Raw genomic sequence first — 20136 nt, 5'->3', positions numbered from 1 at the left:
CCCCCTCGTACGTCACATGCACGAATGTCTACGACGCGGGGGGTACGGATGGACCGCAGGACACGGACTTATCGGGGAGCGCTCGCGCTTCTCCTGGCGGGCGGAATCCTGGTGACCGGCTGCAGCGGGTCGGGCACGAGCAACGACTCCGCCACCGCCGACCGCGGTGTCGCCGGCAGCGGCGGGCCGGCCGGGGGCAGACAGCTCCCCGCCGCTCCGTCCGCCGCGCCGGGGCCGGAGGAGGGGGCGGGCCGGGCGGAGGACGGCACGGTGCGGGAGAGCGCGGCCCCCGACTATCTGTCGACCTTCGCTCTCGACGTGGACACCGCCAGCTATGGATACGCACGCCGCACCCTGAACGACGGACAGCTGCCGGCCGCCGACACGGTGCGCCCGGAGGAATTCGTCAACAGCTTCCGCCAGGGCTACGAGCCACCGGAGGGCAACGGCTTCTCGGTGAGTGTCGACGGCGCCCGGCCCGGTGCCGCCGGATGGTCGCTCGTGCGGGTCGGGCTGGCCACCGAGCCGGCGTCGAAGGCCGGCGAACGCCCGCCCGCCGCACTGACCTTCGTCGTCGACATCTCCGGGTCGATGTCCGAACCGGGCCGTCTCGACCTGGCGAAGACCTCCCTGGGTGTCCTCGCCGACGAACTGCGAGACGACGACTCCGTCTCCCTGGTCACCTTCAGCGACGAGGCCGAGACCAGGCTGCCGATGACGCGCCTCCAGGGCAACCGCACCAAGATCCGGGACGCCATCGAGGGGATGGAACCCACCGACTCCACGAACGTGGCAGCCGGCGTGCAGCAGGGCTACGACGAGGCCGTGGAAGGCCACCGCAAGGGCGCCACCAACCGGGTCGTGCTGCTCTCCGACGCGCTCGCCAACACCGGTGAGACCGACGCGGACGCGATCCTGGAACGCATCGGTGGCGCGCGCAAGGAGTACGGCATCACCTTGTTCGGCGTCGGGGTCGGCAGCGACTACGGCGACCAGCTGATGGAACAGCTCACCAACAAGGGCGACGGCAATACCACGTACATAGCGGACGAGACCCAGGCCAGGAAGGTCTTCGTCGACCAACTGCCCGCCCACGTCGAACTGCGCGCCCGCGACGCCAAGGCCCAGGTCGCCTTCGACCGCGACACCGTCAAGCAGTTCCGGCTGATCGGCTACGAGAACCGCAAGGTCGCCGACGACGACTTCCGGGACGACAGCATCGACGGCGGCGAGGTCGGCCCCGGCCACACGGCGACCGCGCTCTACGCCGTACGGCTCCGCGAGGGGGCCTCCGGCCACGTGGCGACGGCGACCGTGCGCTGGCTGGACCCGAAGACGCGGAAGGCGCACGAGGAGACCGGGTCGGTCGGGACCGGCGCGATCGACGAGAAGCTCTGGGGCGGCGCCACGCCGCCGCGCCTCCAGGTGACCGCGGTGGCCGCGTACTTCGCGGACATCCTGCGCGGCGGCGACCTGCCGGGCACGCCCGCACTCGGCAAACTCGCCACCCGTGCGCGGAAGCTGGCGTCCTCCACCGAGGACGGCTCGGTGGAGAAGCTCGCGACGGCGATCGAGCAGGCCGACCGGATCAAGAACGGCGGACGCGCCGAACCGCCCGCCGACGAGGGCGAAGTCGGCTGACACGCCACCCCGGCTGTCCCGGTCGGTCACGGACAGCCGGGGCAGGCACCGGTCAGGCGAGGTGGAACACCTCGGTCAGCGGGACCATGGCTTCGTCGGCGGCCTCCGACTGCTGGAAGAAGCCGGCCATGTCACGCTGCCAGCGCGCGTTGACCTCCGTCGCCGCCATTGCCTCCCGGGCCGCGTCGAAGTCCTCCGTCTCCAGATAGCCGACCAGCAGGCCGTCCTCGCGGAGGAACAGCGAGTAGTTGTGCCAGCCCGCCTCCGACAGCGCGGCCAGCATCTGTGGCCACACCGCCGCATGGCGCTCGCGGTACTCGTCCTTGCGGTCCTCACGGACCTTCAGCAGAAAGCAGACGCGCTGCATGGAGCCCGGCCCCCCGGTCAGAAGTTGAACGTGTCGATGTTCTTGGAGTCGAAGACGGTCGGCTCGCCGAGGATGACCTCGCCGTCCTTGCCGACGGTGTACTCGCCGAGCTTGCCCGCCTTGAACTTCTCGCCCTCCGCACCGGTGATCTGCCCCGACGCCAGGGCGGCGGCCGCGTACGAGCCGAGGTAGCCGAGCTCCTCCGGGTTCCAGAGCGAGAACTGCTCGACGGTGCCGTCCTTGACGTACTTGCGCATCTGGTTCGGCGTGCCGAGCCCGTTGAGCACGACCTTGCCCTTGTACGAGGAGTCGCTCAGGTAGCGCGCCGCGGCGGCGATGCCGACCGTCGTGGGGGAGATGATGCCCTTGAGGTCGGGGTAGGCCTGCATGAGGCCCTGCGTCTGCTGGAAGGACTTCTGGTCCGCGTCGTCGCCGTACGCGACCTTGACCAGCTCCATCTCCTTGTACTCGGGGAGCTTCAGCTCCTCCTTCATGAACTCGATCCAGGTGTTCTGGTTCGTGGCGTTCTGCGTGGCCGACAGGATCGCGACCTTGCCCTTGTAGCCGAGCTGCTCGCCGAGGTGCTGGACCAGGCTGCGGCCGATCTCCTCGGAGCTCGCCTGGTTGATGAAGAGCTGACGGCAGTCCTTCGCCGTGTCCGAGTCGTACGCGACGACCTTGATGTCCTTCTTCATGGCCTGCTTGAGCGGGCCGCACACAGCGTTGGGGTCGTTCGCCGCGACGAGGATGGCGTCCTGGCGCTGCTGGATCAGGGTGTTGATGTAGGAGACCTGCGAGGACGCGTTCGCATCGGACGGGCCGACCTCCTTGCCCGTGCCGCCGTACTCCTTCGCCGCCGCGATGCCCGCCTCGTCGACGATCTTCTCGTACGGGTTGTTGATCTGCTTGGGCAGGAAGGCGATCTTCAGGCCCTTCTTCAGCGGGGCGTCCGGGTCGGCTTTCGCGGAGCTGTTGCCGGCCTTCGCGCTCCCGCTCTCCTTGCTGTCCTTCGTGGTGCCGGAACAGGCGGTGAGGGCGAGGGCGAGGGAGACGGCGGTGGCTGCGGTCGCGACGGCGCGGCGCCCAGCGGCATTGCGGAGCATCATGGCGGCGTGTGCCTTTCGAAGAGGGAACGAAGACGTACGAAGACGTACGCAGACGGGAGGGAGAAGACCTACGGCTGGGGTGCTGGGGTGTTCGCGGCCCGCCGGTGCCGGCGTTCGACGACCGTGGCGATGATCCGTGGGGTCAGGACGGACGCCACGAGCAGCAGCCCGGTCACGATGACCTGCACCTCGTTGGCGATGTCGTTGAGCGTGAGCAGGTTCTTCAGCAGGCCGATCAGCAGGACACCGGCGACCGCGCCGAAGAGGGTGCCCTTCCCGCCGTCGAAGTCGATGCCGCCGAGCAGGACCGACGCGATGACCAGCATCTCGAAGCCGAGTCCGTTGTCCGCGCGGGCACTTCCGTACCGGAGGGTGAAGATGACACCCGCGAAGGCGGAGAACAGGCCGGTCACGACGAAGAGCAGCAGCTTGATCCGCTTGACCCGGATGCCGGCGAAGTACGCGGCCTCCTCCTGGGCGCCGATGGCGAAGAGCGAGCGGCCCAGGCCGGTGGCGTGCAGCACCACCGCGGTGATCGCTGCCAGGATGATGAAGAGCAGCACCGGATACGTGAGGAAGGTGCCGGGGACGGTCGTGGTGTCGACGGCCCAGTCCGCGTAGACCTGCGGGAAGTCCGTCACCGCGTCGCTGCCGAGCGCCACCGAGGCCAGACCCCGGTAGAGCGCCAGGGTGCCGATGGTGACGGCCAGGGACGGCAGCCCCACCTTGGTGACCAGCCAGCCGTTGAGGAGGCCTCCGGCGACGCCCACCAGGAGCACCACCGGCACGATCGTCTCGAAGGCCCAGCCGGCCTCCCACAGCGCGCCGGTCAGGGCGCTGCCCAGGCCCAGCATGGAGGCGACCGACAGGTCGACCTGCCCGGCGACGACGAGGAGGGTCATCGGTAGGGCGATGATGGCGACTTCGGCGATGTCGTTGAAGGCGAACGCGAGGTTCTCAGCTGAACCGAAGCCCTCCGTGGTCCCCAGCCCGACGACGAGGACCGCCACCAGCAGGACACCGACCGCGGTGTCCCAGCGCAGCGCCAGGCTGCGTACGAGGGAGGGTTTCGTTCCGGCCCGCGGCGTGGGAGCCGTCTTTGTGTCAGGCGCCGTGGTCATGACGGGCGTTCCTCTTCCTCAGTGCGGCGGTCATCCGCAGGTTCACGATCCGGTCGACGCTGATGGCCAGCAGGAGGAGCGCGCCGGTGATGGCGCCCTGCCAGAACGAGTCCACCTTGAGCACCACCAGGACGCTGCCGATGGTGGTGAGCAGCAGGGCGCCGAGCGCGGCGCCCCAGACGGTGCCGGTGCCGCCGGTGATCGCGACACCGCCGACGACGACGGCGCTGACGACGGTCAGCTCCCAGCCGTGCGCGTTGTCCGCGACGACCGTGCCGAAGCGGGCCAGCCACAGGGCCCCCGCGAAGCCTGCGACGGCCCCGGAGAAGGCGTACGCGGCGAGCACCCGGCGGCGGATCGGGATGCCGGCGAGACGCGCGGCCTCGGGGCTCGACCCGATGGCGTACAGCTCGCGCCCCGAGCGGTAGCCGCGCATGAAGTACGCCGTCGCGGCGAGCAGGACGAGTGCGATCAGCGGCAGGTACGGGATGCCCAGCACGCTGCCGCTGCCGAGGCCCAGGATCGCCTCCGGCACGTCGGAGGCGCTGATCTGCTCGCCCTGCGCCCACCAGTAGTCGATGCCCTGGATGATGTAGAGCATGCCCAGGGTCACGACGAGCGCCGGTACCTTGCCGAAGCTGACGAGGGCGCCGGAGACCAGGCCGCAGACGACGCCGATCGCGATGCCGAGCAGCATCACGGTCAGCACACCGTGGTCGCTGCCCGCGACGAACTTGCCGCAGGCGAAGGCGGACAGGCCGACGACGGAGCCGACGGACAGGTCGATGTTGCGGGTGATGACGACCGCGGACTGGCCGACCGCGAGCAGCACCAGGATCGACGCGTTGAGCAGCAGGTCCTTGATGCCCTGGTCGGACAGGAAGCGCGGGTTGGCCAGGTAGGTGCCGAGGATCAGCAGGACCAGAGCCCCGGCGATGGAGATCTCGCGCGCCCGGAAGACCGCGTCCACGAGCGAGGTAGCACTCCGCTCCGGCGCTTTCGCGGTGTCCGGGGGGCTCTCGATGGTGGTGGTCATGCCGCTGCCCTCTCATTGCGTCCGGTGGCCGCGGCCATGACCGACTCCTCGGTGGCGCTCTCGCGCGGGATCTCGGCGACGAGCCGGCCCTCGTGCATCACGAGCACCCGGTCCGCCATGCCGATGACCTCGGGAAGGTCGGAGGAGATCATCAGTACGGCGAGGCCCTCCGCCGCGAGCGAGGAGAGCAGCCGGTGGACCTCCGCCTTGGTGCCGACGTCGATCCCGCGGGTCGGTTCGTCGACGATCAGTACGGCGGGGCCGGTCGCCAGCCACTTGGCCAGCACGACCTTCTGCTGGTTGCCGCCGGACAGTACGCCCACGGTGTCGGCCAGCCGGTTGTACTTGAGCTGGAGACGCACCGCCCAGTCGGCGGCCCGGTCGTGCTCCAGGGCCCGGCTGACGAGGCCGCGCTTGCGGACCTCGTCCAGGCCCGTGAGACCGATGTTGCGCTCGATCGACATATCCATGACCAGCCCGCGCTGACGCCGGTCCTCGGGTACGAGCGCGAGCCCGGCGTCCATCGCTGCCGTCGGCGAACCGGGGCGCAGCACCGTGCCGGCCACCTTCACCTCGCCGGCGTCGGCGCGGTCGACGCCGAAGACCGCCTGGGCGACCTCGGTGCGCCCGGCGCCGACGAGCCCGGCGAGCGCGACGATCTCGCCGCGGCGGACGTCGAAGGACACGTCGCGGAAGACGCCCTCGCGGGTCAGCCGGTGCACCGACAGGGCGACGTCGCCGACCTCGGCCTCCTGCTTGGGGTAGAGGTCGTCGAGGTCACGGCCGACCATCCGGCGCACCAGATCGTCCTCGGTGAGCCCCTCCAGCGGCTCGGAGGAGATCCACCGGCCGTCGCGCAGGGTCGTGACCCGCTGGCACAGCTCGAAGATCTCGTCCAGGCGGTGCGAGATGAACAGCACCGCCGCACCCTCGGAGCGCAGCGTACGGACGACGGAGAAGAGCCGGGCGGTCTCGCTGCCGGTCAGGGCGGCCGTGGGCTCGTCCATGATCAGGACGCGGGCGTCGAAGGAGAGGGCCTTGGCGATCTCGACGATCTGCTGGTCGGCGATCGACAGTCCGCGGGCGGGCCGGTCCGGTGCCAGGTCGACCCCGAGCCTCCGCATCAGCCCGGCGGTGGTCTCGTGCACGGCCTTGCGGTCGATGCGGCCGAGGGAGCGCCGGGGCTGCCGGCCCATGAAGATGTTCTCGGCGATGGACAGGTCGGGGAAGAGCGTCGGCTCCTGGTAGATGACGGCGATGCCGGCGTCACGTGCGTCCGCCGGGCCGTGGAAGACGACGGGCTCGCCGTCGAGGAGCACCTCGCCGCCGTCCGGGCGGTGCACTCCGGCGAGGGCCTTGATCAGGGTCGACTTGCCTGCGCCGTTCTCACCCGCGAGTGCGTGGGCCTCGCCGGGGAACAACTGCAGGGAGACGTCCTGCAGGGCCCGTACGGCACCGAAGGACTTGCTCACGCCCTTCAGGGCCAGGACCGGGGCCGGGCCCGGGGCGGACTTGTTCATGGGAGCTCCTCAGCGGTGGGACTGTTCCGCTCCACGCGCCGTGAAAGGTTTCAATGAGGTTGCTCGGAAGCTAAACGGGGATTGCGGGCACAGTCAATGGGTTGATGGCGAGAAGTTCCAGGAAGAGGGGCGATGTGCGACCTGAATGGGGGGAATGGGTGGGCGCCCTTGACAGTCTTTGGGGCGGCCCACTATCTTCCAGGCGTTTGAATCGATTCACGTAACGGTCGCGCATCGCTCAACTCACAAGTGCGCACCAGGTGTTCTTGCCGGAGGGCCGGGCCCGAGGAGGACGACGAGCCCCGGGCGTTCGACGTACGGCGCGGCCGCCGACGGGTGGCGGCGCCGAGATCGCCTCGGCGTACACCTGGCGGATCCCGTCGGCATACGCGGGAAGGCTCCCGCCTCGACCATGTGACGCGGGGGCGCACCGTACGCCACGAGGGCGCCCCCCGGTCTTCCGGAGGGCGCCCTCAGGCCAGGGATGTGATCAGTGGTCAGGACCCGGCGGCCGCGCCCGTGTATGCCGACGCGAACGTCCAGTCGCCCGAGCCCACTTCGTACACGGCCTCGCCGTGCCCCGTGCGCAGCAGCCGTGCCCCGGCCGTGGCGCCGGGGCGCCCGGAGCTGAACGGGACACGGACCTCGGCCGTCGAACCGGCCGGCACGGTCACCCGCAGCCGGTAGCGTTCGCCGTCCCGCCGCCAGGACGTCGTCGCCTTGCCGTACGGCGTCGTGTAGGACCCCGACGCGGAGGTGAGGTCGCCCACGACCGCCGGATCCACCAGCAGCCTGCGGTAGCCCACCGAGCCCTCCGCCTGCTGGATGCCCGCCACCCGGCCGGTGAACCAGGAGTCGATGGCGCCCAGCATGAAGTGGTTCTGCGACTGTCCCGGGCCGCCGTCCCAGCTCTCGCCGAGCGTGGTGTTGCCCGCCCGTACCTGGTAGCCGTAGCTCGGACTCGTCGTCTGCGTGGCGATCCTGTGCACCACGTCGTCACGGCCCGACTCCGACAGCACCCGGAAGACGGCAGGGAGCGAGATCTCGCCCAGCAGCAGATGATCGTCCGCCGCCTCGATGCTGCCCACCAGGTGGCCCAGCAGCCGCTCCCGCTCGCCCGCCGGGTAGGCACCCATGTCCAGGGCCAGCGACTCGGCGCCCTGTCCGCCGCCGCCGAACGTGCCGGACGCCGGGTCGTAGTACGCGTCGGAGACCGCCTTCGCGCTCGCGTCGGCCTTCGCCCGGTACCCCGCCGCCGCCTCCTCGTCGCCCAGGACACCGGAGATCTCGCTGAGCGCGTCGACGACCCGCCAGTAGCCGTACGTCCCGGCCACCGCGCGCGGGAACGTACGGTCCGGGGTGAACCAGTCGCCCAGGCCGTAGTCGAGGATGCCGTCCTTCACCTGCCGCTCCAGGAACGCGGCGTACGCCTTCATCTGCGGGTAGTACGCGGCCAGCGTGTCCTTGTCGCCGTACGTCGTGTACATCTGCCACGGGACGAGGACGACCGCGCCGCCCCAGTTGGAGTCGTTGCGGTAGCTGCCGGGAAGGCTGGTGTACTCCGGGACCGTGCTCGGGACCAGGCCGTCCTCGGTCTGCGCGTCGCTCATGTCGCGCATGATCTTGCGCAGATAGGCCTGCATGTCGAAGTTGGCCGCCAGGGCCGGGAAGACGAGCTGGTTCTGCTCCAGCCAGCCGAGCTTCTCCCGGCTGGGGCAGTCGGTGAGGACGCTCATCATGTTGCCCTCGATCGACCGCCGGATGATCGAGTGGATGCCGTTGATCAGTTCGTCGGAGCTGGTGAAGTCCCCGGCCGAGGCGTTGTCCGCGCGGAGCACCTTCCCGCGCACCGAGACGGTCGCGCCCTCGGGCAGGCCTCTCAACTCCAGGTAGCGGAAGCCGTGATAGCTGAAGGACGGGTGCCAGGTCTCCGGCCTGGCGCTGCCCGTCGTGTAGCTGTCCCACAGGGGGCCGCCCACATTGCTGATCGACTGGAAGGCGCGGCCGTCCTTCAACGACTCGGACGGGTAGATCCGCACCGCGGTGCCCTTGGGCGCCCGCACCGTGATCTCGGGCCAGCCCGCGATGTTCCGGCCCAGGTCGAAGACCCGGCTCCCCGCCGCGCCCTCGACCTCCTTCCCAGCCAGGGTCTCGACCACCCGGACCGGCTCGGTCTCCCGCGCGCTGAGGACGGCGGGCCGCTCCTCGGTACCGGGAGCGGCCACCTCGGCTGCGTGCTGCCAGCCGGCGCGCGACCCGCGTGGCTCGTCCCAGTGCGGGATCTCGCGGCGCGCGTCGTAGTCCTCGCCTCCGTACCAGTTGGACGACGTCGTCGCGCCGAGCGTGGTGCGCCAGTCGTCGCCGCTGCGGACCGTGCGCACCGAACCGTCGGCCAGGGTGACCTCCAGCCGGGCGATCAGTTTCGGGTCGCTGATGTTGCCGTACAGCTTGCGGTAGCGGTCGGCGGTGGAGACCACGTTCGCCATGCCGTTCCCGAGGGCCACCGCGAGCGTGTTGGCTCCCTTGCCGAGCTGCTTCGTCACGTCGTACGTGGCGTACTGCACCCGGTCCCGGTAGTCGGTGTTCGCCGGTTCGAGCACGGCGTCACCGACCGGCCGGCCGTTGAGCGTCGTCTCGTGGATGCCAAGGCCGGACACGTACAGCCTGGCGCTGCGCACCTTCTGCTCCAGCGCGAAGTCCTTCGCGAACAGCGGCAGCCCGGCGGGAAGGTAGGGCTCCGGCGGGCGCTGCCCGGTGACCTCGGCGATACGGGCGAAGCCCGAGTCCGGCGCGTCCGAGGCGGAGACGGTGTAGTCGACCGGGAAGTTCGGCACCTCGCCGCCCTCGGTCAGGACGTCGGCGCGCGGGTACAGGGCCACCTCGTCGAAGGTCTTCGCGGACTTCATGTCGAGGGTCAGCACGACAGGTCGTCCGGAGACATCGGGCCCGGTGTGTGCGGCGCTCGCATACCCGGCGGCCGTCTGCCGGGCGCTGTTGGGCAGCCCGTCCACGGCGAGGGCGGGCTCCCACGTCTTGCGGAGGGTGTTCGTCTCGGAGGCGGTGACCGCCGAGCCCTTCGCCAGCCCCGAGGCGCCCGTCGTCGAGTCCCGTACGTCGATCTCACCGAGCTGCACCCGCCACGCCTGCTCCGGGAAGGTGTCGGCGAGCGGCAGTCCGAGCTTCGTCACGTCCAGCCGGACGTGACGCGCGGTGGTGCGCGGCACCTTCACCACCACCGGGGTGAGGGTCCGCCCGCTCATCGCCCAGTCCTGGTGGGTGATCCAGTCGGCGCCCGCCCAGTCGCCCTGCTGCGTCAGACCCGTCTCGAAGACGGCCGACTCACTCCAGCCGGAGTCACGCCCGGAGCCGCCGGACCAGAGCATCACGCGCCAGTGGACACGGGTGCGCGACCCGAGCTTCTCACCGGCGTACGTCGCCTCCGGCACGGCGGACCCGACCCTGCCGGAGTCCCACAGGTCCGCCCGTCCCCGCCGCAGCCTGTCCAGCGAGGTGGCCGCCTGGATCCGGTAGGCGGACTGGACGGTGGACCGGGCGCGGGCGGTGGTGCGCCAGCTCAGCGACGGCGTCGTGTCGTCGACGCCGAGCGCCTCGGCGAGGTGCTGCGTGCGCAGCCCGGTCGCCGCGAGGGCGGCCGGGGCGACCGCGTCGGCGGTGACGGCCGTCGGCAGGACGGTCACCAGGGCGGTGAGCCCACTGGCGGCGAGCAGCGCGGGGCGGCGCCGGGCGCGGGAGGCGAGAGGTCTGGATCTGGGCACGCGGGTGCTCCTTGTACGTAAGGGAGGGACGGATCAGACGCGGGGGAGCGCGGCTGTCGCGCGGCGGTACGGGCGGAGGACCACAGGGCCGAGGAGTCCCGACGGGATGGGCTTGTTCCGCTCGTTGGACAGGGTGTTGGAGACCTTCACCACGAGCGTGTTACCGCCGGGACGCAACAGCTCGGTGACCTCGGCGGTGTAGGGGCTCCACAGCAGCGGCGGCAGCTCCGTGCCGTTCAGCGTGACCGCGGCGACCTCCCGTACGACACCGAGGGCGAGCCGGAACCCCCGGCCCCGCAGCGCCGCCCGGTCCAGGGTGAACGTGGTGGAGTACGTGCCGCTGCCGGAGAACAGCGGCTCCAGATCCGTCCAGCTGCCGAGCGGCCGTGTGACCGGCTCAACGCCCTCACGGGCCAGCCGCAGCGTCCAGTCGCCGTCCAGCGGGACCGGGGTGAGCGGATCGGTGACCACGACGGTGCCGCGGTAGGTGCGCGTACCGTCGGTGCCCGCCACGGCGTACCGGCCGGGTGCGTCGGAGACCGCGGTGACCCGCAGCTCACGGCCGTGCCGGGTGACGGTCTCGACGGGAAGCGCCGCATCGGTGAGGTGAGGGCCGGGCCGGGCACCGTGCCGCAGCACGACGGCCTGGGTCTCGTACGGCGCGAGCCGCAGAGGCACCCGTACACCGGCCTCATTCCGCCCCCGCCGGTCGGTGCGGTACACGGGCGCCGGGCGGGCGGTCCCGGTGGCCGGGTCCCATAGCTCAGGAACCCCGGCGGCCGGCAGTGCGGCCACAGTCTCGACCGTCTCGCCGCTCTCGTTGTTGATGAGGAAGGCGGTGTCCTTGCCGCGCACGGTGCGCAGGACCCGCAGCGCCGGTGCGGCCGGTTCCAGGACGGCGGCGGCCACCCCGGCGGCGTACGCCGCGTCCCGCAGCCCGCCGGTGTCCGCCACGCGTACGGCCTGGCCCTTCCCGTTGCGGCGACGGCTCGGCACGCTGTCCCCGAACAGACCGCTGAACGCCCGCTGCAGGGAGCGGTCCTGGCCGTTCGCGTCCTCCAGGGGCAGCTCGCCCACCGCGACGACGGTGCCGCCGTCGCGGACGAACTCGGACAGCTTCCGCACGGTCGCCGCCGTGATGGCGGGGGTCACGGGAAGGACGGCCAGGTCGTAGCGGGCCGCGCCGACCACCAGCCGGCCGTCGCGCACCGCCCCGTGCGCCAACAGCCCGCGGTCACCCGAGAGAGCCCCCTCGTGCACGAGGTCGAAGTCCACCTGGGCCTGCTCCAGCGCTTCGGCGGCGCCGTTGAACGCGCCGTCGACCTCACCCTGCCGCTCGGTGCCCGTCCACTGCTCGGCCGCCCGCTGCGGCTGTACGAGCGCCGTGCGGGCCGCCGAGGTCCCCCGGGCGAGCTCCATCACCCGCCCGATCCAGTCGGAGATCGGCTCCATCGCCCACCACCATGGCGAACGCGGTCCGAACGGCGGCGGGAAGAACACCCGGGTCTCGTCCGTCCACAGGGCGTGCAGCACGGTGAGGTTGACACCCCGGGTGGCGTGCGCACCCAGCAGGGCGCGTACGAAGTCGGGTGCGACGGCCCATCCCATGTTGCCGAAGGCTTCCATCAGCACCCGCTCGCGGCCCATCTGATGGCCGGAGGACGCGGGGTTGCGGGGCGTCATCGTCGAACCGCCCGCCTTGTACTCGGCGGTGATGACGTCCCCGCCGGGGATCTGGGCCCACTGGTTGACCTTGTGCAGGTCCCCGGTCGACCAGATGCGCTTGGAGGGCGAGGTCTCGTCGTACAGCGGATTGGTGATCAGGACGGTCTTCCGCTTCTCGTACCAGCGGCTTTGCTTCTCGAACGCCGCGGCGAAGCGGTCGGAGACCGCCTGCCAGAAGCGGCCGCGCTCGATCCGGCCGCTGCGGCCCAGATCGTCGAAGGCGGACGCGTACGCGAGACCCGGCTCGGTACCCACGGCGCGCAGGGCGTCCTCCAGGGCGGGCGACCACGGCAGCCGCCTGAAGTGGGCCTCGGCGGAGGCGAAGAACGGCTCGTCGTCCCAGAAGCCGGGAACGACCGTGCCGAAGTACCGGCCGAATCGGCGGTGGTACTCCCCCGGCACGATGTCCAGCAGCAGCTCGACCGGTTCGTCGGCGAGCAGATCGACGTAACTGCGGCTGTAGCCCTGGCTGTCGTCGATGAGCGGGGCCCCGCCGAACAGGTCGATCTGCCAGCGGCCCGCGGGGACCTGCCAGCCGTCGCCCGCACGGAGCTCGGACGTCAGATCGGTCAGCGAGCCGGTGTCGGTGGCGCCGACCGGACGGGCGGCCGCGGCGACGGGCTCACCCGCGACGCCCGGACGGGCCGGGAAGTCGCCCGCCGAGGACGGGTCGGTGAAGTCCTGCTCGTACAGGGAGGCGCCCGACGCGTCGGTGACGGTGAGGCTGTCCCACAGCGAGCGCTGGGTGCCGGTGGCACGGACCCCGGCGCTGCCGGAGCCGTACGCGGAGTCGGTGACGGTGCCCTTGTCCTTGCCGTCGAGGGTGACGGAGAGGGCGGACCCGGACACCTTCACCACGAGGGTGTGGAACTTCGTGCTGTTGAAGCCGTCGGTGCGTGTGGTCCTGGCGAGTTCGGTGGCCTCGCCGCCGGTCAGCCGGGACACCGTGACGGCACCGGTCCGGTCGAATTCGACGACGTAACCGTCCGAACCGTCCGCGTTCGCCCGTACGACGAGGGCGGCGACAGAATAATGGTCGCCCTTGGCGCTCGCGGTGACCGTGACATCGGTCCACTCGCCACCGGCCCGGAGCACGGCGGAACCGCCGAGTACGTCCGCGTCGGCCACCAGGCGGCCGGTCTCCGTGCCGACGCCGGTGCTGCTGAGGAGGTCTGTGCGGACGGGGCCCTCGACGACGGTGGTGGAGCGCCACAGAGCCTTGAGTCGCAGGTCGGGGCGGGGCTCGTAGGTTGTTGAGCCGACCGTGCCGCCCTTGACGATGTACTCGCCGGCCCGGCCGCTGGGGAAGTGGTCGTCGTTGAAGATCCAGACCCGCATGCCGGTGCGCTCCGCGACCCGCAGGACGTGCTCGACGATGTCGAACCAGCCCTCGGTGAAGAACTCGGGCTGCATCTCTGCGTTGTCGAAGGGGAAGATGATCACCTCGAACATCCCCTTGGAGCGGAGGTCGGCGAGCTGGGTGTCGACCAGTTCGGGGGTGACCGTGCCGTTCCAGTACCAGTAGACGGCGGGGCGGCTGTCGCGCGGCGGGTCGGTGAAGCGCGCGGGAGAGTAGCCGGAGGCCGGGGCCGCCGTGGGGGACTGCCCCGGTGCGGCGGACGCGATGCCGGGCGAGCCGACGGCGAGGACCGTGCCTGCCGCCCCGGCGGCGGCCACGAACGTGCGTCTGGACAGCGGGAATTCGGGCATGCGGGTTCTCCATGTATCCGTGAACGAGGTGCGCGGGGGGTGAGTCAGAGTGCGGCGACCTGCGCCGCCGTCAGGGCCCGGTTGTGCAGCCGGAAGTCGGCGACCGCGCCGTGCAGGGCCGGGTGCGTGGAGTTCTGCGAACGGCCCAGGTAGTTGCGGGTCGAGGCGCCGAGGAGCAGCGGACTCTGGGTCATCGCCGCGTTGCGGCCCACCTCGGCCCCGTCGACGTACAGGACCCCGGTGCCACCACCGACGGTCAGTGCGACGTGGATCCAGCGGCCGGTGGGCAGGGGGCCGGGTGCGTCGATGACGTCCTCGCCCTCCATGCCGGAGATCTTCAGCGCGGCGCGTGCGGTGCCGGCCCCGGTGCGCGGGGTGAGGAAGAGATAGGTGCCCTTGTGGTACCCGAGATCGAAGATCCGCGCCGAGTTCGCGAGGCTGTCCAGGCGGACGCGGACGCTCACGGTGAGTGCGTCGAGCCCGGACGGCACGGACCTCGGCAGGACGACGTGGCCGCCGGTGCCGTCCAGCTCGACGGCGGCGCGGCCGGCCGGGCCCTGGTCGGTCCAGGCGGCGCCGTCCGCGAGCCGCGCGGGCGGGAAGGAGCCGGTCCGGTCGGCGGACGTGGTGCCCACGCCTTCGTCCAGTGTGTGGCGTACGACCTCGTGCGGACGGGTCGGGCCGGGGGCGACGGCCCAGTACACCGAGTAGTTCTGGTGGTGGACACGGTGGAAGGGCAGCAGACGTATCCGCTGCCCGTCGGCGAGCGCGGTGAACTCCCCGGCCCGGCCGGACGGACCGGTGGCCGGCCGCAGCGAGCTAGGCCGTACGAGCGGAATGGTCGCGAGGTCGGTGTCACCGTGGGCGCCCGCCAGCACATGCGGCCCGTAGGAGACCGACTGGACCTGCGGGTTGTCCGGGGCGGGGCGCCAGACGGGCTCGCGCGGCAGATGGAGCTCCACGGTGTCGCCGCGCTTCCAGGTGCGGCGGATCGCGACGTAGGTGCCCGGTTCGGCCGGATCCCCGCCCGCCGGGCGCCCGTTGACGCGTACGGACGCGGTCCGGCCGTGCCCGCCGGCCAGCCAGCCCGGTATCCGCAGCCGCAGCGTGAATCTGCCGCCGCCCTCGGTGATCGTGAGCCGGGTGAGATCCCCGGCCGGGTCGGGTGTTGTCTGGCGCAGTGTCACAGCCTGTTCCCGCCAGCGCACTTCGGAGGGAATGTAGAGATTGACGTACAGCGATGCGCCTGTCGCGCTGCCGTCCGCGGACCGGAAGTAGACGGAGTCGGCGAACTTCGTGTGGGTCTCCAGACCCGTGCCGTGGTCGCAGGAGAAATTGTCGTAGTCGCTGCTGTAGCTGCCGGGCGCGGACCCGAGCCCGCCCTTGGGCTGTCTGCGCGACCCCGCCCAGAGGCCCGTGTAGTACGTGACGAAGCCGTGCGCGGAGTCCGGGTCCTGCTCGGCGAGGAGCTGGTTGACCAGGGTCCACTCGTAGTGGTCCATGTAGGCCGCCGTGTCCGGGTCGTGCAGGAACAGCTGCCGCCCGAGCTTGAGCATGTTGTAGCTGTTGCAGTTCTCGCACGTGTCCTCGGACAGCCGGCTGACGATCTCGCCGGGCGGCCCGAAGAGCTCCTGGTCGGAGTTGCCGCCGATGGCGTACGAGTGGTCGTCGACGACGGTCTTCCAGAAGTATGCGGCGATGTCGCGGTAGCGGCCCTCTCCGGTCGCCTCGTAACTGCGGGCCGCCCCGACGATCTTGGCGATCTCGGTGTTCGCGTGCCGGCCCGCCAGCTCGTCCCGGCCGGCGGCCAGTGGCCCGTACAGCTCCTCGTGGTCGAAGCGCCGGGCCGTCGCCAGGTGCGCCGGATCGCCGGTCACCAGGAAGAGATTGGTCAGCACCTCGTTCATGCCCCCGAACTCGACCTTCAGGAGGGCCTGCATCCGGTCGTACGCGAGGGGCCCGGTCCGGCCGTCGACCCAGTCGGCCATGGCGCTCAGCACGTCCAGGGCCTGGGCGTCGCCGCAGAGGAGGTACTGGTCGAGCAGTCCGGCCATCACCTTGTGCAGCGTGTAGTACGGGGCCCACGGCTTTCCGCCCGCTTCGAGCTGGTCGAAGATCTCCTCGGGGAAGGCGGAGAGATAGCCGGGCCGGTATCCGGCGGCGGGCGCCGCCGCCTGGCACTCGGCGAGCGCGGCCACGAGGTGGCGGCCCTTGGCCGCGTACGCCTCCTCGCCGGTGTGGGCGTGTGCCTGCGCCAGGGCGGACAGCAGATGGCCGGTGGTGTGCCCGCGCAGCTGGATGTCCGGCGCCTCCCAGCCGCCGCAGGGCTCGGCGTCCGAGGCGATCCCCACGTTGAGGCGGAAGGTGTGCAGCAGCCGGTCCGGGTCGACGAAGAGCAGATAGGCGCAGGTCCGCCGCATGTTCTCGCGGAACGGACTGTCCAGCAGCCGGACGTCGCCCAGGGGCAGGGGGGCGAGCGCCGGAGGGGCGAGTGCCGCTCCGGGGGCGGTCGCGGGCGATGCCGCGGTGGCTCGGGAGGCGGCTGCCGCGGCGCCGCCGGACAGCGCCAGAACCGCGGTGGTCGCCGCTGTCGCGGTCAGCACCTGGCGTCGGGAGGGGGTCGGCGGGCGGTGCGGATGCGGGGGAGGCGAGGCAGACAAGGACCGGACTCCTTCAGGCGGGGAGCGGCCGTCGGACGCGGAGGACCGGCAAGCCGTGAACGAGGCTTTCCCGAAGTTGGGTTGAAACGTTTTACAGCGTCCCGGTGGCAAGCTAAGGGCTGCCGCTGCAAGCGTCAAGACTTCACACAGGAAGTGGGCGACTGAGTAGCACGCACCAATTCATCCCTTTATGCGTCGACCGTTGACCGGTCGGGTGTCAGCGCCGACAGCTTATGCAGGGGAGAAGGCGGTGCACCCCTCTTGTGGTCGGCGCGGTGGACGCATAAGTTCCAGCCGAGATATTGAATCGTTCAAACCTTTACATGTGTCTGCACGGCGGCATGCGTGCCGGCACGGGCGAACCAGCAGGGTGGCGAGATGCAGAACAGACCGGGCGTCGGCGTACAGGCCGTGGGCGACGGGGCGACGAATGCCGAAGCGGATGGCGGCGCGGGTCCGCACACCGGCCTCGGGCGACGAGCCGTCCTCAGGATGGCAGCGGCGGCGGGTGCGCTGGCCGCTCTGCCCCTCTCCGAAGGCGCGGCGACGGCCGCACCCGCGTCTCCGGCCTCCGGCTCCGCCGCCAAGGGCGCCTTCGCCCGCCGCTTCGCGTCCCCCGCCGCTCCCGTACGCCCCAAGTTCCGCTGGTGGTGGCCGGACGCTCTGGTCGACGCCGACGAGATCGAGCGGGAGATCGACCAGATCGCGGCCGCCGGCTTCGGCGGGGTCGAGATCGCCGCGGTCACCCACAGCGTCTCCGAGCCCATCGACCCGGTGCGCCACGGCTGGGGCACCCGCGCCTGGACCGACGCCGTCGAAACCGCCCTCCGGCGGGCCCGTAAGCGGGACATCGTCGTCGACCTCACCCTCGGCCCGGCCTGGCCCGCCGCCGTCCCCGGCATCACGCCCGACAGTCCGGGCGCGGTCAAGGAACTCGCGCACGGCGTCACGGTCCTCCCGGCCGGCACCGCGCTCTCCGGCCCGTTGCCCGAGCCCGTCACGGCCCCGAGCTCCGGCGTCACCGCCCGCACGCTCCACCGGGCCCTGGCCGCCCGGGTCACCGCCGGCACCTCGCCGACCGCCACCCCCGTACAGCTCGACCTCGCCACCGTCACCGACCTCACCTCCCAGGTGCAGGCAGCCGGGACCCTGGAGTGGACGGCCCCCGACAACGGCACCTGGCTCGTCATCGCGTGCTGGGAGCGAGGCTCCGGCCAGCGCCCCGAGGGCCCCGCCCACACCGCCCCGCTCAGCTACGTCGTCGACCACTTCAGCGCGGCGGGCACCCGCGCGGTCATCGACTACTGGGAGGAGCACATCCTCACCTCCCGCATGCGCGCACTGCTGAAGGAGAACGGCGGCGCGCTCTTCGAGGACTCCCTCGAGATGGAGACGCACGCGACGCTCTGGACCCCCGGCATCGAGGCCGCGTTCGAACGCCGCATGGGCTACGCCCTCGCCCCGTACCTTCCCGCGCTCCTCCAGACGAAGGAGAAGTACGTCTTCGCCTTCGACGCCGTCACCAACAAGGCGATCCGGCGGGACTTCATGGAGGTCGTCACCGAGCTGTACGTCGAGAACCACCTGCGGCCGGTACAGACGTGGGCCCACAGCCTCGGCCTGCAGCTGCGCATCCAGCCGTACGGACTCCAGACCGACGCCATGTACAAGGCGGCCCTCCTCGACATCTCCGAGGGCGAGTCGCTCGGCTTCAAGAACCTCGACGACTTCCGCACCCTCGCCGGCGGCCGGGACATGGGCGGCAAGCTCATCCTCTCCAACGAGGCCGGCGGGACCGCGGGCGGCGCCTACGCCACCACCTGGGACGCCACGCTCAAGAAGCTCGTCATCCAGTACGCGGCCGGCGTCAACCAGGCCGTCTTCCACGGCTTCGCGTACGCCTCCGCACCCGGCGCCGCCTGGCCGGGCTTCGCCGCCTTCTCCCCGTACAACGGCGGTACCGGTTACGGCGAGGCATGGGGCCCGCGCCAGCCCACCTGGGGTCATGCCCCCGACATCGCGGGCTACCTGAGCCGCACCCAGCAGGTGCTCCAGACCGGCGTCAACAAGGTCGACGTCGGCGTCCTGTGGCAGAAGGGCTACGCCGGCTCCGGACTCGGCGCTTCCTGGTTCACCGCCGACGGAGTACCCGTCGGCTGGACCCACCTCTTCCTGAGTCCACGCCTGTTGGACCTCCCGAACGCCGTGGTGGAGAACGGCAGGCTCGCGCCCGAGGGGCCCGCCTACAAGGCGCTGCTCGTCGACGGCGACGTCATGATCAACCGTGAGCACACCCTCCAGATCGACGTCGCCGAGAAGCTCCTCGGCTACGCCCGACAGGGCCTGCCGGTCATCGTCATCGGCGACTGGAGCGACGGTCATGTGCCGGGCATGCCCCGCACCGGCGACAACGACAGGCTGCTCGCCCTGATCCGCGAGCTCCTCGCCCGGCCCACCGTGAGCAACGTCCCCGACCGCCCGGACGTCCCGCAGGGCATCGCCGCGCTCGGCCTCACCCGCGACGTCGAGTACGCCGAGTCCTCGATGCTGCTCCACAACCACCGCGCCGACACCGACGCCGACTACTACTTCTTCGCCAACGACGCCGTCAGCAAGAAGAACTCGACCGGCACCCGCATCAGCCACGACGTCACCCTCACCACCCGCCACCGTGATGTCGTGCCCTACCGCCTCGACGCGTGGACCGGCACGATCGAGCCGCTCGCGGCGTACACGCGGCTGCCCGACGGGCGCCTCCGGATCCGCGTGACCCTGGAACCCGGCGCCACCACGATCATCGCGACCGCCCGCCCCGGCCGCTGGGCCACGGGCCCGGCCCCGCAGTGGTACGCCACCGCGACCGAGGCCGCCGAGGTGCGCCGCGCGGCCGACGGCAAGGTCGAGATCCGGGACACCCGCCCGGGTACGTACGCCACGACCCTCGGCGACGGCCGTACGGTCCGGGCACGCCTCGACGACGTACCCGAAGCGATCCCGCTGCCCCGCTGGACGCTGACGGCCGAGGACTGGACCCCGGGGGCCACCCCCTCCACCACCGACAAGAACCGCCGCACGATCGAGCTCGACGGGCTCGTCCCCTGGTCCGAGATCCCGGAGCTCGCCGATTCCTCCGGCATCGGCCGCTACCGCGCCACCGTCCGCCTCGGCGTGCCCTGGACCGGCGGCCACGGCGCGACGCTGGAACTGGGCGAGGTCTTCGACACCTACCGGGTCACCGTCAACGGGCGCCATCTGCCGCCAGCCGACCAGGTGACCACCACCGTCGACGTCGGCCCGTATCTGCGCAGCGGCACCAACACCATCGAGGTGGAGGTCGCCACGACTCTCCTCAACCGGCTGCGGGTGTCGAACGCGCCCGTCTTCGGGGTGACGCAGCGGCAGAAGTACGGCCTGGTGGGGCCGGTGCGGCTCGTCCCGTACGGAAGGGCGGTGGCCCGCCGCTGAGGGAGGACC

General features: G+C 71.3%; 10 protein-coding genes. 2 read left to right on the top strand and 8 right to left on the bottom strand.

The annotated features are described in order from the left end of the window. Nucleotides 1-48 precede the first annotated feature (48 nt). The gene (locus ACWD04_RS04040; protein WP_451128388.1) at nucleotides 49-1641 is read left to right on the top strand and encodes a YfbK domain-containing protein; all 1593 of its coding nucleotides are present in this window, start codon (nucleotides 49-51) and stop codon (nucleotides 1639-1641) included. Between the two features lie 52 nt (nucleotides 1642-1693). On the opposite strand, the gene ACWD04_RS04035 is transcribed toward ACWD04_RS04040, so the two are convergent. The 8 genes from ACWD04_RS04035 to ACWD04_RS04000 form a co-directional block, all read right to left on the bottom strand. Next, complete coding sequence (locus ACWD04_RS04035) at nucleotides 1694-2008, bottom strand: L-rhamnose mutarotase (protein WP_451127841.1); 315 nt, start codon at nucleotides 2006-2008, stop codon at nucleotides 1694-1696. 17 nt (nucleotides 2009-2025) lie between these two features. After that, nucleotides 2026-3114, bottom strand: a complete 1089-nt coding sequence (rhaS, locus tag ACWD04_RS04030) for a rhamnose ABC transporter substrate-binding protein (RefSeq protein ID WP_451127839.1) — start codon at nucleotides 3112-3114, stop codon at nucleotides 2026-2028. Between the two features lie 68 nt (nucleotides 3115-3182). After that, nucleotides 3183-4235 carry an ABC transporter permease gene (locus ACWD04_RS04025; protein ID WP_451127837.1) on the bottom strand — a complete coding sequence of 351 codons (1053 nt, stop codon included), beginning with the start codon at nucleotides 4233-4235 and terminating at the stop codon, nucleotides 3183-3185. Then, nucleotides 4219-5271, bottom strand: coding sequence for an ABC transporter permease (locus ACWD04_RS04020; RefSeq protein ID WP_388754532.1), 1053 nt, complete (start codon nucleotides 5269-5271; stop codon nucleotides 4219-4221). Before ACWD04_RS04020 ends, ACWD04_RS04025 begins: the two co-directional genes overlap by 17 nt. Further along, a complete protein-coding gene (locus ACWD04_RS04015; RefSeq protein ID WP_451127835.1) occupies nucleotides 5268-6791 on the bottom strand; it encodes a sugar ABC transporter ATP-binding protein in 1524 nt (507 codons plus the stop codon). Before ACWD04_RS04015 ends, ACWD04_RS04020 begins: the two co-directional genes overlap by 4 nt. 497 nt (nucleotides 6792-7288) lie before the next feature. Next, nucleotides 7289-10567, bottom strand: a complete 3279-nt coding sequence (locus ACWD04_RS04010) for a family 78 glycoside hydrolase catalytic domain (protein WP_451127833.1) — start codon at nucleotides 10565-10567, stop codon at nucleotides 7289-7291. Nucleotides 10568-10600: 33 nt separating this feature from the next. After that, nucleotides 10601-14002, bottom strand: coding sequence for a glycosyl hydrolase (locus ACWD04_RS04005; protein ID WP_451127832.1), 3402 nt, complete (start codon nucleotides 14000-14002; stop codon nucleotides 10601-10603). 44 nt (nucleotides 14003-14046) lie between these two features. After that, nucleotides 14047-16662 carry a beta-L-arabinofuranosidase domain-containing protein gene (locus tag ACWD04_RS04000; protein ID WP_451127830.1) on the bottom strand — a complete coding sequence of 872 codons (2616 nt, stop codon included), beginning with the start codon at nucleotides 16660-16662 and terminating at the stop codon, nucleotides 14047-14049. A 378-nt stretch (nucleotides 16663-17040) separates the two neighbouring features. On the opposite strand from ACWD04_RS04000, the gene ACWD04_RS03995 reads away from it, so the two are divergent. Continuing rightward, nucleotides 17041-20127: a glycosyl hydrolase gene (locus tag ACWD04_RS03995; protein WP_451127828.1), complete on the top strand. Its 3087-nt coding sequence runs from the start codon at nucleotides 17041-17043 to the stop codon at nucleotides 20125-20127. Nucleotides 20128-20136: the final 9 nt, after the last annotated feature.

Source organism: Streptomyces sp. NPDC002911 (assembly GCF_053591835.1).
Note: the sequence above shows the minus strand (reverse complement) of the source record. Positions and strands in the feature narration are given on the sequence as shown.